Source organism: Luteimonas sp. e5, from assembly GCF_054031035.1.
The window spans coordinates 772,625-788,469 of the sequence record NZ_JBSTRX010000001.1; the positions used below are offsets into that span (position 1 = coordinate 772,625).

Consider the following 15,845-nt stretch of genomic DNA (forward strand, 5'->3'; position numbering starts at 1 on the left):
GGGAGCCTGCCATGAACACACGCATCCTCTTGCCCGCCCTTCTGGCCCTCGGGCTGATGGCCTGCCATGACGAGTCGCCAGCGCCGGCGAGCGACAGCACCTCCATGCCCGCGCAGACCGCGCTCGGGCGCAAGGTGCAGGCGGCGATGGAGGAAGCCCGCGGGAAAATGCTCAGCGAAAACCTGGAGCTGGGCAAAGGCTTCGACATCCCGGGTGCCCGCAGCCCGGGCCCGTCCACCCTGCCCAAGGGCGAAATCACCCCGCAGGGAGATTTCCTGATCGATGGCGAGACGGTTGCAGTCACCCCGGCACAGCGTCGCCTGCTGCTCGAGTACCGCGGCCATGTGATCGACATCGCCAGCCATGGCATGGCCCTGGGCGCACGCGGGGCCGACCTGGGGATGCAGGCGATCGGCGACGTGTTGAAGGGCCTGGTGACCGGCAATGCCGAAGAAATCGGCAAGCAATACGAAGCGGAGGCGGAAAAGATCAAGATCGAAGCCAAGGCGGTATGCAAGCGCCTGCAACCTTTGCTGGCCACCCAGCAGGCGCTGGCGGATACCCTGCAGGAATTCAAGCCCTACGCCAGCCTCACCCAGGCCGACATCGACGAATGCATGGAGCAAGGTGGCACCGAACTTGGCGGGATCGCCGACCAGGTCGGCGAGTCGATCGAAGGCAATGTGCGCGAAACCGTGCGCAGCGCCGTGCAGGCAGCCACCGCGCGCGGTATCACCACTCACATGGGCAGCGGCGGCTCGGTCAAGGTCGACGGCATCGAGTTCCTGCTGCCTGCAGGCTCGGTATCGCTGGAGAGTGAAAACGACGCCACCCGCATCCACGGCGAGGCGCGCACGGTGGAGCTCGACGCGAGGCAGATGCGCATCGACGCGCGTCCTTATCCACGCCCGCCGCGTGGCAGCCAGGTCGATCTGCGCGTGCGCGACGAGGTGCGCATCGACGGTGCCATCGCCGCGCCGCTGCCCTGAACCATCGGCCCACGCCGCGACGGAGGCTCAGATGCCGCCTTCGGTGAGCCGCATCGGGTCGAGCAGCCGGCGCAGCTCGGCTTCATCCAGCCCGCTGTCCTCGATCGCCACTTCCAGCACCGCGCGCCCTTCCGCATAGGCGCGCTTGGCGATTGCCGCGGCCTTTTCGTAACCGATCACCGGGTTGAGCGCGGTCACCAGGATCGGATTGCGCGCCAAGGCGCGTTCGACCACATCCTTGCGCACCTCGAGCCCGGCGATCACCCGGTCGGCCAGCAGGTGCATGCCGCTGGCCAGCCAGCCCATGGCATCGAGCAGGTTGTTGGCGAGCAGCGGCAGCATCACGTTGAGCTGGAAGTTGCCACTGGCCCCGGCCACGCTGTTGGCGCCGTGCAGGCCGATGACCTGCGCACAGACCATCAGCAGCGATTCGCAGATCACCGGGTTGACCTTGCCCGGCATGATCGAGCTGCCGGGCTGCAGCGACGGCAACTCGATCTCGCCCAGCCCCGCCAGCGGCCCGGAGTTCATCCAGCGCAGGTCGTTGGCGATCTTGGTCAGCGCCACCGCCAGCGCGTTCAGCTGACCCGACAGCTCCACCAGATCATCCTGCGCGGCAATGCCTTCGAACTTGTCCGCGGCGGATTCGAACTTCACACCCAGGCGGCGTGACAATGCCTGCGCGGTCATCGCACCGAACTTGGAGTGTGCATTGACGCCGCTGCCGATGGCGGTGCCGCCCAGCGGCAGGCGGCGCACCCGCACCAGGCTGTCCTCGATGCGCGCCTGCGCCGAGTCCAGCTGCGCCGCCCAGGCACCGAACTCCTGCGCGAAGGTCAGCGGCATCGCGTCCATCAGATGCGTGCGCCCGGTCTTGACCACCTTGCCCAGGCGCCTGCCGCGCCGCCGGATCTGCGTGCGCAGGTGCTTGATCGCCGGCAGCAGCTCGTTGCGCGCCGCCAGCACCGCGGCCACGCGCATGGTGCTCGGGATCACGTCATTGGAGCTTTGCCCGAGGTTGACATGATCGTTCGGGTGCACGGCAAGTCGCTTCGCCGAAGCCAGATGCGCGATCACCTCGTTGGCATTCATGTTGGTCGATGTGCCCGAACCGGTCTGGAAGCGATCCAGCGGGAAGTGCTCGTCGAAATCGCCCGCGGCGACCAGTTCGGCCGCGCGCACGATGGCCGCGGCGCGCTTCTCGTCGAGCAGGCCGAGGCGGCCGTTGACCTCGGCGGCGGCGGCCTTGAGCACGCCCAGCGCATGCACGAAGCCGGCATGCATGCCCAGCCCGGAAACCGGGAAGTTCTCCAGCGCACGCTGGGTTTGCGCGCCCCACAGGGCATCGGCGGGTACCTGCAACTCGCCCATGCTGTCGTGTTCGATGCGATGCTGGCTCATGGCGGCTCCCTGCTGATGCGGAAAGCCCCACTCTACGTCGCCGGATGTGCAGGCGGCGCCAGCGCCGCGCCCGATGCGGCGGCTGCACTAAAATGACCCGTTGCTCCATCGTCCACGGATCCGCCATGTCTCATGCCCTGACCGCCCTCTCGCCACTGGATGGCCGCTATGCCGGCAAGGTCGACGCATTGCGCCCGATCTTTTCCGAATACGGGCTGATCAAGGCACGCGTGCAGGTGGAGGTGGAATGGCTGCTGGCGCTGGCGGCCGAGGCCGGCATCGGCGAGCTGTCGCCGTTCCCGGGCGACGCCATCGAGCGCCTGCGCGCACTGGCCGCTGGCTTCGGGGTCGAGGATGCGGCCCAGGTCAAGCAGATCGAAGCCACCACCAACCACGACGTCAAGGCGGTGGAATACTGGATCAAGCAGCGCATGCAGGAAGAGTCAGCTCTGGCCGGCGCGATGGAGTTCGTGCACTTCGCCTGCACCAGCGAGGACATCAACAACCTCAGCTACGCGCTGATGCTGCGCGAGGCGCGCGATGAAGTGATGCTGCCGCGCCTGGATGGCCTGATCGACACCCTGCGCGGCATGGCGCACCAGCACGCGGCGCTGCCGATGCTTTCGCGCACCCACGGCCAGACCGCCTCGCCGACCACCGTCGGCAAGGAGATCGCCAACGTGGTCGCACGCCTGCAACGCCAGCGCGAGGTGCTGGCCGCACTGCCGATGCCGGGCAAGATCAATGGCGCGGTCGGCAACTACAACGCCCACCTGGCCAGCTATCCGGACGTCGACTGGCCGGCGTTTTCGCGTCGTTTCGTCGAATCGCTGGGCCTGGACTGGCAGCCGTACACCACGCAGATCGAACCGCATGACGGCGTGGCCGAGCTGTGCGATGTGATGAAGCGCATCGACACCATCCTGATCGATCTGGCCCGCGACATCTGGGGCTACATCTCGCTGGGCTATTTCAAGCAGAAGCTGAAAGCCGGTGAAGTCGGCAGCAGCACCATGCCGCACAAGGTCAATCCGATCGATTTCGAGAATGCCGAGGGCAATTTCGGCATCGCCAACGCCCTGTTCGAGCATTTTGCCGCCAAGCTGCCGATCAGCCGCTGGCAACGCGACCTCACCGATTCCACCGTGCTGCGTGCGCTGGGCAGCGCGTTCGGCCATGCCCTGATCGGCTTCGACGCGCTGGCCCGCGGCCTCGGCAAGCTGGAAGTGAACCCCGAGCGCCTCGCCGCCGATCTCGATGCCAGCTGGGAAGTGCTGGCCGAGGCGGTGCAAACGGTGATGCGTCGGCATGGCCTGCCCGAGCCCTACGAGCAACTGAAGGCGCTGACCCGCGGCCAGGGCATCACCCCCGAATCGCTGCGCGCCTTCATCCAAGAACTGGAACTGCCGCCGCAGGTACGGACGGAGTTGCTGGCATTGACTCCGGCGCGCTACACCGGTCTTGCCGAATCGCTGGCACGTTCGATCTGAGCGCGCGGGTCGAACCCGCGCCTGCGCGCGTGCCCGCGGACACATGCCAACACCCTTGTGCGACACGCCACCCGGAGCCGGCGCCATGAACACCATCGTTCCCATTGAAGTCGATGCCACCGGCAAGGGCCTGCTCGGCATGCCGCCGGCGCAGTTCCTGCGTGAGTACTGGCAGAAGAAGCCACTGCTGGTGCGCAATGCGTTCACCGACTTCACCTCGCCGATCCAGCCCGAGGATCTGGCCGGGCTGGCCTGCGAGGACGGGGCGCTGGCACGCATCGTGCGCCACGACCCCGTCAACGACAGCTGGCAGCTCGAAAGCGGGCCCTTCCCCGAGGAAAAGTTCCCCGCCATGCCGCACCAGGACTGGACGTTGCTGGTGCAGGACGTGGACAAATGGGATGCGGACGTGCGCGCCCTGCTCGAACATTTCCGCTTCCTGCCGCGCTGGCGCATGGACGACATCATGGTCAGCTTCGCCGCGCCTGGCGGTTCGGTGGGCGCGCACATCGACAACTATGACGTGTTCCTGCTGCAGGGCGTCGGCCACCGCCGCTGGCAGATCGATACCCGCGCCAATCCGGATGAGCGCTGGCGCGACGACGTGCCGCTGCGCCTGCTGCGGCACTTCGACCCCAACCACGATTGGGTGCTGGCCCCGGGCGACATGCTGTACCTGCCCCCGGGCGTGCCGCACCATGGCGTCGCCGAGGACGCTTGCCTGACCATCTCCGTCGGCCTGCGCGCGCCCTCCAGCGCGGAGCTGCTGGAACATTACGCCGACACGCTGGCGTTCGACGCCGACGAGCGCGTGCGCTACGCCGATCCGGATCTGGCCGAGCCACGCGACCCGAACGAGATCGACGAGACGGCTGTGGATCGCGCACTGGCCGCACTCGCCCGCCTGCAACTTGGCGGCCGCGACCAGCTCGGCGAGTGGTTCGGTCGCTTCATCAGCGCCTACCGGGTCGCCGAAGGCCAGGCGCCCGGTCCCGAGGACGCCGCCGGCATCGACATCGCCGAGAGCATCGCCGCGGGTACGCACTGGCAGCGCCACCCCTACAGCCGCATGGCCTGGCGCCGCAACGCCGAGGGCAAGGACGCACTGCTGTTCGCCAACGGCAGCGCCTGGCCGGCGAGCGCGGCCGATGCACGCCTGATCAGCGCCTGCGAAGCGCCGGATGCCGACCTGCTGCAGGCGCTGAGCGCGCGTGGCCGCGAGCTGCTGCAGACGCTGGCCGATGCCGGGCATTACCATCCACTGGATGATGACGCAGACGAGGACGGGGAGCCGGCATGAATACTGGACGCGCCGAGGGCATCGAAGCACAGAACGCGGCGATCAAGGCACTGGCCGATGCCGCCGGCCGGCGCCTGATGCTGTTCGTGCCGCGCGCCGAATCCACCCTGTGGTCGTCGCCGGCGCTGGTGCAGGCCCTGCGCGAGTTCACCACCGCACGTGCGCAGCGTGAGGCGCAATGCCTGTTCATCGATGTCGACGGCCTGGCCCGCGACCACGGCACGCTGATCGCACTTGCCCAGCGCCTGCCCAGCCATGTGCTGCTGCGCCAGGCCGATGCCGATTTCAGCCCACCGGCGAATCAGGCCTTCGTGGTCAACGACCGCGGCGGGCTGCTGCTGTTCGACAGCGGCACCTCCGGCGGCGCCACGCTCACCGACGCCGCCGAGCGCGCGCGGCCGCTGGCTGCCCGCTTCGCCGAAAGCTGGGAGCGCGCACGCGGGCTGCACGAATTGCGCGCGCTGGGCATCTGATCCGGCCTGGACCCTCGGCCCGCGGTACCCCTTCTCACCGCGCCGGCCTATAATTCTGCAGTTGTCGCCACGGTTTGTCGAAAAACCGCCCGGCAGCCACGAAATCCCGAAAAAACACCCACCGACATCAAGCCCAGAGCGAGCGTACTTCCATCATGGCGGACAGCCTCCTGAAGCAGTTTGCGCGGACTTCGCAACTCGGCGCCAATGCCGCGTACATCGAAGACCTCTACGAGCAGTACCTGGTCGCACCCGACAGCGTGGATGCGAAGTGGAAGCGGTACTTCGATGAGTTCAAGGGCCGCGAAAGCGGCGACGTGCCGCACTCGGCGATCGCCGAAGCCGTCGCCAGCGCCGGCCGTCGTGCCGCCCGCGGCCAACTCGATGCTGCCACCAGCGGTGCCGGCGACGAGCGCGAACGCAATGTCGGCCGGCTGATCACCGCCTACCGCTCGCGCGGCCATCTCGCCGCGAAGATCGATCCGCTGGGCATGCTCGAGCCGCACGACGCGCCCGACCTGACGCTCGGCTTCCACCGCCTGTCCGACGCCGACCTCTCCAGCGAGTTCTCCACCGGCGGTGTCGGTGGCAGCGAGCGGATGAAGCTCGGCGACCTGCTGGCCCGGCTCAAGGCCACCTACACCGGCTCCATCGGCGCGGAGTTCATGCACATCGCCGATGCCGAGCAGCGCCGCTTCATGTACGAGCGCCTTGAGGCCGCGGCCGGCGACTACCAGCGCACCCCCGAGCAGAAGCAGCGCATCCTCGAGCGCCTGACCGCGGCCGAGGGCCTGGAGCGCTACCTCGGCACCAAGTACGTGGGCCAGAAGCGCTTCTCGCTGGAAGGCGGCGATTCGCTGATCCCGATGATGGACACGGTGATCGACCGTGCCGGCCGCGACGGCGTCAAGGACGTGGTCATCGGCATGGCCCACCGTGGCCGCCTGAACGTGCTGGTCAACACCCTCGGCAAGCCGCCGCGCATGCTGTTCGACGAGTTCGAAGGCAAGATCGAAGCCGACTCGCGCGCCCACGAGGGTGACGTGAAGTATCACATGGGCTTCTCCGCCGACGTCGTCACCGGCGGCGGCCCGGTGCACCTGGCACTGGCCTTCAACCCGTCCCACCTCGAGATCGTCGACCCGGTGGTCGCCGGTTCGGTGCGCTCGCGCCAGGAGCGCCGTCGCGACGAGGCGCGCAAGCAGGTACTGCCGATCCTGATCCATGGCGATGCCGCCTTCGCCGGCCAGGGCGTGGTGATGGAACTGTTCCAGATGTCGCAGGCACGCGGCTTCACCGTCGGCGGCACCGTGCACATCGTCATCAACAACCAGGTCGGCTTCACCACCAGCGAGCGCCAGGATGCGCGTTCCACGCTGTACTGCACCGACGTCGCCAAGATGGTCGGCGCACCGATCCTGCACGTGAACGGCGACGACCCCGAGGCGGTCGCGTTCTGTGCCGAGCTGGCGCTGGATTTCCGCCAGCGCTTCTCCAAGGACGTGGTCATCGACCTGGTCTGCTACCGCCGCCACGGCCACAACGAGGCCGACGAGCCGTCCATCACCCAGCCGCTGATGTACCAGGTGATCCGCCAGCGCAAGACCACGCGCGAGCTGTACGCCGAGCAACTGGAAGCCGCCGGCGTGATCGAGACCGGTGGCGGCAAGGCACTGGCCGAGGCCTACCGCGACAAGCTCGACCAGGGCCAGATCACCACCGAGCTGGCCGAACTGGAAAAGACCCCGGCAACCAGCCCGATGTATGTCAACTGGCCGAAGTTCCTCGCCGGCGACATCAACGACCCGGTCGATACGCGCCTGCCACTGGCCGGCCTCAAGGCTCTGGCCGAGCGCATCAACAGCGTGCCCGAGGACGTGCAGCTGCACTCGCGCGTGGCCAAGGTCTATCAGGATCGTCTGAAGATGGGCCGTGGCGAGCTGCCCGGTGACTGGGGCTTCGCCGAGAACCTCGCCTACGCCAGCCTGCTGGAGCAGGGCTACGGCCTGCGCCTGGTCGGCCAGGACGTGGGCCGCGGCACCTTCACCCATCGCCACGCGATCCTGCACGACCAGAAGGACGACAGCTACTTCATGCCGCTGCGTCAGCTGGTCGACGAGCCGTCCAAGGCCACCGTGATCGACTCGCTGCTCAGCGAGGAGGCGGTGATGGCGTTCGAATACGGCTTCTCCACCACCGACCCCAACACGCTGTGCATCTGGGAAGGCCAGTTCGGCGACTTCGCCAACGGCGCGCAGGTGGTGATCGACCAGTTCGTGACCTCGGGCGAATCCAAGTGGGGCCGTATCTCCGGCCTCACCCTGCTGCTGCCGCATGGCTACGAGGGCCAGGGGCCGGAGCACAGCTCGGCGCGCCTGGAGCGCTTCCTGCAACTGTGCGCACTCGACAACATCATGGTCTGCGTGCCGACCACCCCGGCACAGGCCTACCACATGCTGCGCCGGCAGATGCTGATGACCACGCGCAAGCCGCTGGTGGTGATGTCGCCCAAGTCGCTGCTGCGCCACAAGCTGGCGGTGTCCAGCCTGGAGGAACTGGCCGAGGGCGAGTTCCAGCACCTGATTCCGGACGGCAATGTCGACGTGAAGAAGGTCGACCGCGTGGTGGTGTGCTCGGGCAAGGTCTACTACGACCTGCTTGAGGAGCAGACCAAGCAGGGCATCGAGAACGTCGCCCTGGTGCGTGTCGAGCAGCTGTATCCGTTCCCGCGCAAGCAGCTGGCGAAGGAGCTGGCGCGCTATCCGAAGGCCCGCGACGTCATCTGGTGCCAGGAAGAGCCGCAGAACCAGGGTGCCTGGTTCCAGATCCGTCATCACCTGGTCGCCTGCCTGTCCACCGGACAATCGCTGTTCTACGCCGGTCGCGTGCGCTCGCCCTCCCCGGCCACCGGCCACTTCAACGACCACGTCGTCGAGCAGCAGAAGCTGGTCGCCGACGCGCTGGTCAACCCGCCGGGTCTGGAACCCGGCGTCGAGTAAGCTCACTCCCAAGTCTTCGCAATTTCAACTGGACCCTTTCTGACATGGCCACCGAAATCAAAGTCCCGGTTCTTCCCGAATCCGTCTCCGACGCCACCATCGCCGGCTGGCACAAGAAGGTCGGCGACAGCGTCCGTCGCGACGAGAACTTGGTCGATCTGGAGACCGACAAGGTCGTGCTGGAAGTGCCCTCCCCGGCCGACGGCGTGCTCAAGGAAATCAAGCATGCCGAAGGCGATACCGTGACCAGCCAGCAGGTGATCGCGGTGATCGAGGAAGGCGCGGTCGCCGATGCGCCGAAGGACGAGAAGGCCAAGGACTCCGCGGACAAGGCCGAAGGCCCCGCCGCCGGTGCGCAGGAAGTCCAGCCCAGGGCCGAGGACAAGGCCGAGCGAGCGAAGGCACCGACCAGCACCACCCCGCAGCCGGTCACCAGCGAACTGCCGCCCGGTGCCGCGTTCACCGCGAAGAAGGAAGGCATCGACCCGTCACAGGTCGAGGGCACCGGCCGCCGCGGCGCGGTGACCAAGGAAGACCTGGTCAACTATGCCGCCGGCCGCAGCGCCGGCGTCTCCGGCGGCGCGCGTCCGGAAGAGCGCGTGCCGATGACCCGCATCCGCAAGCGCATTGCCGAGCGCCTGATGGAGTCGAAGAACTCCATCGCCATGCTGACCTCGTTCAACGAGGTCAACCTGTCCAAGGTCATGGAGATGCGCAAGCAGCTGCAGGACGACTTCGTCAAGGCCAACGGCATCAAGCTCGGCTTCATGAGCTTCTTCGCCAAGGCTGCGGCCAACGCGCTGCAGAAGTACCCGGTGATCAACGCCTCGGTCGATGGCGAAGACATCATCTACCACGGCTATGCGGACATCTCGGTGGCCATCTCCACCGATCGCGGCCTGGTGACCCCGGTGCTGCGCAACGTCGAGCGCATGAACTTCGCCGAGATCGAAACCGGCATCGCCGATTTCGCCAAGGCCGCACGCGAGGGCGGGCTGAAGCTGGAAGACCTGCAGGGTGGCACCTTCACCATCACCAACGGCGGCACCTTCGGCTCGCTGTTCTCCACCCCGATCGTCAACCCGCCGCAGTCCGCGATCCTCGGCATGCACGCGATCAAGGAACGCGCCATCGTCGAGAACGGCCAGGTCATCGCCGCCCCGATGATGTACATCGCCCTGTCCTACGACCACCGCATCATCGACGGCAAGGACGCGGTGCTGTTCCTGGTCGACATCAAGAACCAGCTGGAAAACCCCAACCGCATGCTGCTTGGCATGTAAGAGCGAGAAGTGAGTCAACAGGAGTGAGAAGTGAGAGCCACGGGCTTTCTCTCACTCCTCACTTCTCTCCACTCACTCCTCTCGCGAGCAACTGAAAATGGCAGAACAACATAACTACGACGTCGTCGTCATCGGCGGTGGCCCCGCCGGTTACCACGCTGCGATCCGTGCCGCGCAACTGGGGCTGAAGGTGGCCTGCGTGGATGCCGGCCTGGACAAGGATGACAAGCCGGCGCTTGGTGGCACCTGCCTGCGCGTGGGCTGCATTCCGTCCAAGGCGCTGCTGGATTCGTCGCGCCAGTTCTGGAACATGGGCCACATCTTCGACCAGCACGGCATCGGCTTCGACAACGCGAAGATCGACGTGCCGACCATGATCGGTCGCAAGGACAAGATCGTGAAGCAGTTCACCGGCGGCATCGCCGCGCTGTTCAAGGCCAACAAGATCACCCCGTTCTACGGCTTTGGCCAGCTGCAGCCGGGCAATGTGGTCAAGGTCAAGCAGCACGACGGCAGCACCGTGGAACTGAAAGGCAGCAACGTGATCCTGGCCGCCGGCTCGGATTCCATCGAACTGCCGTTCGCCAAGTACGACGGCAAGCACGTGGTCGATAATGTCGGCGCGCTGGACTTCGAACAAACGCCCGAGACTTTGGGCGTGATCGGCGCCGGCGTGATCGGCCTGGAACTGGGCAGCGTGTGGAACCGCCTCGGCGCCAAGGTCACCGTGCTCGAAGGCATGCCCGACTTCCTCGCTGCGGCCGACAAGGAAGTGGCCAAGGTCGCCGCCCGCGAGTTCAAGAAGCAGGGTCTGGACATCCGCCTCGGCACCAAGTGCACCAATGTCGAGGTCAAGGACGGCAAGGTCCACGTCGCCTACACCGACGTCAAGGGCGAAGAGCAGTCGCTGGTCGTTGACAAGCTGCTGGTGGCGGTGGGCCGCCGCGCCGCGACCAAGGGCCTGCTGGCCGATGGCACTGGTGTGAAACTGGATGATCGCGGCCGCATCGAGGTCGACGAGCATTGTCACACCGGCGTCGACGGCGTGTGGGCAGTCGGTGACTGCGTGCGCGGCCCGATGCTGGCGCACAAGGGCTTCGAGGAAGGCATCGCCGTGGCCGAGCTGATCGCCGGCCTGCCCGGCCACGTCAATTACGACACCATCCCCTGGGTCATCTACACCGAACCGGAAATCGCCTGGGTCGGCAAGACCGAGGAGCAGCTCAAGGATGAGGGCATCGAGTACAAGGCCGGCAGCTTCCCGTTCGCCGCGGTTGGCCGTGCGGTGGCGATGGCCGAGCCGATCGGCTTCGTCAAGGTGCTGGCCGATGCCGAAACCGACCGCATCCTCGGCATGCACCTGGTCGGCCCGAACGTCTCCGAGCTGGTGCACGAAGGCGTGATCTCGATGGAGTTCAAGGGTGCCGCCGACGACCTGGCACGCATCTGCCACGCCCATCCGAGCCTCGCCGAGGCGGTGCACGACGCGGCGATGGCGGTCGACAAGCGCGCCATCCACAAGGCCAACTGACGCCTTGCACGCAGGCAACGCCGGGCCGCAAGCCCGGCGTTTCCGTTCCCGCACAGCTCGATGTCCACGCACCCGACCCCACCCGCCTCGATCTGCGTCTACTGCGGCTCGCGCAGCGGTGTGCGCGCCGAGTACGCGCAACTGGCGGTGCAGCTGGGCCGGCGCATCGCTGGCAACGGGCAGACGCTGGTCTATGGCGGCGGCAACGTCGGCCTGATGGGCGTGCTGGCCGATGCCGCACTCGCCGCCGGGGGCGAGGTGATCGGCATCATCCCGCAGTCCCTGCTCGGCGCGGAAATGGCGCACCCGGGTGTTTCGCGGCTGGAAGTGGTCGAATCCATGCATCTGCGCAAGGCGCGCATGTTCGAGTTGGCCGACGCCTTCATCGCCCTGCCCGGCGGCTTCGGCACGCTGGAAGAAATGTTCGAGATGCTGACCTGGCGGCAGATCGGGCTCGGCAACAAGCCCTGTGCCTTCCTCGACAGCGCCGGCTTCTGGCGCCCGCTGGCGGCGATGCTCGACAACATGTTGGCCGAAGGCTTCATCCACCCGGCACAGCGCGAGGACTTCTGGCTCGGCAACGACATCGACGCCTTGTTCGCGTGGATCGCGGACTACGTGCCTGCCGCCGCCGACACCTGGCAGCGCGACAAGCGTCCGCACAGCCTGCCACGCTGAGAACGCGCACGCTGCAGGCCGCCGTGCGCGTGCCCGGCTATGCTGGTGCCCCCCCCTTTCGCCCGATGAGCACGACCATGTCCACGCCCGCCGATTTCGCCGCCTTCCGCATCCACAACGACGAACAGGGCTACCGCAGCGGCATCGAACGCCTCGGTTTGGACGCGCTGTCGCCCGGTGAAGTGCTGATCCGCACTGCATGGTCGTCGGTCAATTACAAGGACGCACTGGCCGGCACCGGCAAGGGCAAGATCCTGCGCCGCTTCCCGCTCAACGGCGGGATCGACGTGGCCGGGCACGTGGTGCAGTCCTCGGACCCGGCGTTCAAGGAGGGCGATGCCGTCCTCGTCACCGGCTGCGGACTGTCCGAAACCCGCGACGGCGGCTATGCCGAATATGCCCGGCTCGAGTCGAAATGGGTGATCCCGCTGCCGGCGGCGCTTGAGCTGCGCGAAGCGATGATCCTCGGCACCGCCGGCTTCACCGCGGCGCTGGCGCTGTTCCGCATGCAGGAGAACCGCCAGCACCCGGCACTGGGGCCGATCGCGGTGACCGGCGCCAGCGGCGGCGTGGGCTCGCTGGCGGTGGCGATTTTCTCGCGCGCCGGCTACGAGGTGCACGCGATCAGCGGCAAGGCCGAACAGGCCGGCTACCTGCGCTCGCTGGGTGCGCGCGAGGTACTCGGCCGCGAGGTGCTGGCGACCACGCGGCCGATGGAATCGGCGCGTTTCGGCGGTGCGCAGGACAATGTCGGCGGCGCGATGCTCGCCAGCCTGCTGGCGCAGACCGTGCCCTACGGCAACGTGGCCAGCGCCGGGCTTGCCGCCAGTGCCGAGTTCGATGGCAGCGTGATGCCCTTCATCATCCGCGGCGTGTCGCTGCTCGGCGTGGCTTCGGCCGGCACCGCGCGCGACATCCGCGAACAGGTATGGGCACACCTGGCCAGCGACTGGAAACCGGCCATGCTCGATGCCATCTGCACCGACGAGGTGACGCTCGAGGGCCTGCCCGCGGTGTTCGCGCGCATGCTGCAAGGCCAGTCGCTCGGCCGCACCGTGGTGAGACTGTGATCACCCCTGCGCGTGCGGGAAACGGCTAGAATCACGACAACCCCGGGGGGACAACATGGCACGCATCCTGGTCGTCGACGACTCACCTTCGCAATTGATGGGCATCCGCCGCATCGTGGAAAAACTGGAACACGAATGCCTCACCGCCGAAGACGGCGCGGCAGGCGTGGAGTTGGCCAAAGCCGAGTTGCCCGACCTGATCCTGATGGATGTGGTGATGCCCAACCTCAACGGTTTCCAGGCCACGCGCTCGATCACGCGCGGCAAGGAGACGGCACATATCCCGGTGGTGCTGGTGACCACCAAGGATCAGGAAACCGACAGGGTCTGGGGCCTGCGCCAGGGCGCCAGGGCCTACATCACCAAGCCCTTCAGCGAAGCCGAACTGGCCAGCGTGATCGACGAGTTGCTGGCACCGCAGCCCGAACCCGATACCGCGGCCTGATCAGCGCGGCCTGACGACTCAGGCCTCCCCTGAAAACGCTTCGCGCAGGTCTTCGTAGGCGCTCTTCTGCCGCTCGTTGCGCGGCACCGGCGCGAGCACTTCCAACTCCACGATCTGGTCCCCCGGCTGCGCGCCGGGCAGGCCGCGACCACGCAGGCGCAGCTTGCGCCCGGCTTCCGAACCCGGCGGGATCTTCAGCTCGACCGCGCCGCCCAGGGTCGGCACGGTGACGCTGTCGCCCAGTGCCGCCTGCCACGGCATCACCGGCAGCACGTGGATCAGGTTGCGGCCATCGACTTCGAACTGCGGGTGCGCGGCATATTCGATCTCCAGCAGCAGGTCGCCATGCGCGCCCTGGTTCTTCAGCCGGATCGCCTGCCCGGGGCGGATGCCCTTGGGAATCTTCACGTCGAGCGTCTTGCCGCCGACGCCGATGCGCACCGAGTCGCCGCTGTAGACCGCCTCCAGCGGCACGCTCAGGCGGGCGCGGGTATCACCGCGTGGCGCCTGTCGCGGGCCACCCGGAGCGCTGTGGAAGCCGCCACGACCGCGCCCGAAGATCTGCTCGAAGAAGTCACTGAAGCCGCCCCCTGCCCCGCCGCCGGCGAAGATTTCCTCCTCGAAACCGGCCGGGCCATGGCCAGCGCCGAAACCGCCTTGCGGCGGGATCTCGTCGCCGGGTCGGAAGCCACGTGCACGCAACTGGTCATAGGCGGCGCGCTTCTGCGGATCGCGCAGCGCCTCGTAGGCTTCGTTGACCGCCTTGAATTTTTCCTCGGCGCCGGCTTCCTTGCTGACATCGGGATGGTATTTGCGCGCCAGGCGGCGGTAGGCGGTCTTGATTTCCGCCTCGCCCGCCCCCGGCTCCACGCCCAGGGTCTGGTAGTAATCCTTGAACTGCATCGACCGCTCGCATTCGCGCGCATCACCGCGCCATTCGCACAGGATGGTGGCGCAAAGCCCCGGGTTCAAGTACGCACGGCATTGACGCGCTTTTTCCATTTGCCGGCCTACACTGCAATCCGTTTCCTGCGGAAGTCCCCCGATGAGCATCCAATCCGGGCAACGCGTCCCCGAAGCGGTTCTGCAATACATCCGCGACGGTGTGCACAAGATCGATACCCCGCACCTGTTCGAGGGCAAGCGCGTGCTGCTGTTCGCGGTGCCCGGGGCGTTCACCCCGACCTGCTCCGAACGCCACCTGCCCGGCTACATCGAGCACCTCGCCGAATTCCACCGCCGTGGCCTGGAAGTGATGTGCCTGTCGGTGAACGACCCGTTCGTGATGCAGGCATGGGCCGAATCGCAGAATGCACCGGAAGGCCTGATGATGCTGGCCGATGGCAACGCCGACTTCACCCGCGCACTGGGCCTGGAGATGGACGCCAGCAGCTACGGCATGGGCGTGCGCTGCAAGCGCTTCGCCCTGCTGATCGACGATGGCGTGGTGCGCGACGTGCAGGTCGAGGCGCCGGGTGAGTTCAAGGTGTCCAGTGCCGAGCACATGCTCTCGCGCATCACCGACTGACTTCCGCTTCGCTTCCCCCTCCCCCGGAACCCTGGAGCATGCCAATGGCCACAGCCAAGAGCCCGAAATCCGCCAGCAAGAAAGCCGCCAGCCAGAAGAAATCCTCCAAGGCCGCGTTCACCTCGACCAAGGCCCTGCGCGAGCGCGCGCGGCGCAACATCGAGGACGGCGCGGTGACCGAGAGCTACCAGCTCGACCGCGAGCAGGTGATCGAGAAGCTCAACCAGGCGCTGGCCACCGAGTGGGTCTGCGTGCTGCGTTACATGCGCCATTACTTCATGGCCGAAGGCATGCTCTCGGATGCAGTCAAGGCCGAGTTCCTCGAACATGCGCAGCAGGAGCAGGCGCATGCCGACATGATCGCCGAGCGCATCGTGCAGCTCGGTGGCGAGCCCGACCTCGACCCGGTCAACCTCGCGCCGCGTTCGCATGCCGAATACAAGCCGGGCAAGAACCTGAAGGACATGGTGCGCGAGAACCTGATCGCCGAGCGCATCGCGATCGATGCCTACCGCGAACTGATCGACTACATCGGCGACAAGGACACCACCACCAAGCGCATGCTGATGGAAATCCTCGCCGAGGAAGAGCACCACGCCGACGATTTCGCCGACCTGCTCAACGGCTGGATCGGCGACTGAGCACCAGCCTCGTTTTC

Annotated in this window: 14 protein-coding genes; 12 read left to right on the forward strand and 2 right to left on the reverse strand. The window is 67.0% G+C overall.

Translation table 11 applies throughout. From position 1 onward, the window contains the following. Positions 1-11 precede the first annotated feature (11 nt). A complete protein-coding gene (locus ACW11F_RS03620) occupies positions 12-989 on the forward strand; it encodes a hypothetical protein (protein WP_456995545.1) in 978 nt (325 codons plus the stop codon). A gap of 27 nt (positions 990-1,016) precedes the next feature. Here ACW11F_RS03620 and ACW11F_RS03625 read toward each other — a convergent pair whose 3' ends face one another. Next, the gene (locus ACW11F_RS03625; protein WP_456995546.1) at positions 1,017-2,390 is read right to left on the reverse strand and encodes a class II fumarate hydratase; all 1,374 of its coding nucleotides are present in this window, start codon (positions 2,388-2,390) and stop codon (positions 1,017-1,019) included. Between the two features lie 125 nt (positions 2,391-2,515). Here ACW11F_RS03625 and purB point away from each other — a divergent pair, with 125 nt between their 5' ends. The 9 genes from purB (at position 2,516) to pilH (ending at position 13,659) form a co-directional block, all read left to right on the forward strand. Beyond that, positions 2,516-3,880 carry an adenylosuccinate lyase gene (gene purB / locus ACW11F_RS03630; protein ID WP_456995547.1) on the forward strand — a complete coding sequence of 455 codons (1,365 nt, stop codon included), beginning with the start codon at positions 2,516-2,518 and terminating at the stop codon, positions 3,878-3,880. A gap of 85 nt (positions 3,881-3,965) precedes the next feature. After that, entirely contained in the window at positions 3,966-5,180 is a 1,215-nt protein-coding gene (locus tag ACW11F_RS03635) for a JmjC domain-containing protein (protein WP_456995548.1), read from the forward strand. After that, a complete protein-coding gene (locus ACW11F_RS03640; protein WP_456995549.1) occupies positions 5,177-5,653 on the forward strand; it encodes a DUF7931 domain-containing protein in 477 nt (158 codons plus the stop codon). The genes ACW11F_RS03635 and ACW11F_RS03640 overlap by 4 nt, the downstream gene beginning before the upstream one ends. 155 nt (positions 5,654-5,808) lie before the next feature. After that, positions 5,809-8,652 (forward strand): 2-oxoglutarate dehydrogenase E1 component, encoded by a 2,844-nt coding sequence (locus tag ACW11F_RS03645; RefSeq protein ID WP_456995550.1) that lies wholly within the window; start codon positions 5,809-5,811, stop codon positions 8,650-8,652. Between the two features lie 44 nt (positions 8,653-8,696). After that, complete coding sequence (gene sucB, locus ACW11F_RS03650; protein WP_456995551.1) at positions 8,697-9,935, forward strand: dihydrolipoyllysine-residue succinyltransferase; 1,239 nt, start codon at positions 8,697-8,699, stop codon at positions 9,933-9,935. 97 nt (positions 9,936-10,032) lie between these two features. Beyond that, the gene (gene lpdA, locus ACW11F_RS03655; protein WP_456995552.1) at positions 10,033-11,466 is read left to right on the forward strand and encodes a dihydrolipoyl dehydrogenase; all 1,434 of its coding nucleotides are present in this window, start codon (positions 10,033-10,035) and stop codon (positions 11,464-11,466) included. A gap of 60 nt (positions 11,467-11,526) precedes the next feature. Further along, complete coding sequence (locus tag ACW11F_RS03660; RefSeq protein ID WP_456995553.1) at positions 11,527-12,144, forward strand: LOG family protein; 618 nt, start codon at positions 11,527-11,529, stop codon at positions 12,142-12,144. 77 nt (positions 12,145-12,221) lie between these two features. Next, positions 12,222-13,214, forward strand: a complete 993-nt coding sequence (locus tag ACW11F_RS03665) for a YhdH/YhfP family quinone oxidoreductase (RefSeq protein ID WP_456995554.1) — start codon at positions 12,222-12,224, stop codon at positions 13,212-13,214. A gap of 55 nt (positions 13,215-13,269) precedes the next feature. After that, positions 13,270-13,659 (forward strand): twitching motility response regulator PilH, encoded by a 390-nt coding sequence (gene pilH, locus ACW11F_RS03670; RefSeq protein ID WP_456995555.1) that lies wholly within the window; start codon positions 13,270-13,272, stop codon positions 13,657-13,659. Positions 13,660-13,677: 18 nt separating this feature from the next. Here the strand turns inward: pilH and ACW11F_RS03675 are convergent, their stop codons facing one another. Next, the gene (locus tag ACW11F_RS03675; protein WP_456995556.1) at positions 13,678-14,562 is read right to left on the reverse strand and encodes a DnaJ C-terminal domain-containing protein; all 885 of its coding nucleotides are present in this window, start codon (positions 14,560-14,562) and stop codon (positions 13,678-13,680) included. Positions 14,563-14,704: 142 nt separating this feature from the next. On the opposite strand from ACW11F_RS03675, the gene ACW11F_RS03680 reads away from it, so the two are divergent. After that, entirely contained in the window at positions 14,705-15,187 is a 483-nt protein-coding gene (locus ACW11F_RS03680; RefSeq protein WP_456995557.1) for a redoxin family protein, read from the forward strand. 44 nt (positions 15,188-15,231) lie between these two features. Then, positions 15,232-15,828, forward strand: coding sequence for a ferritin-like domain-containing protein (locus tag ACW11F_RS03685; RefSeq protein WP_456995558.1), 597 nt, complete (start codon positions 15,232-15,234; stop codon positions 15,826-15,828). Positions 15,829-15,845: the final 17 nt, after the last annotated feature.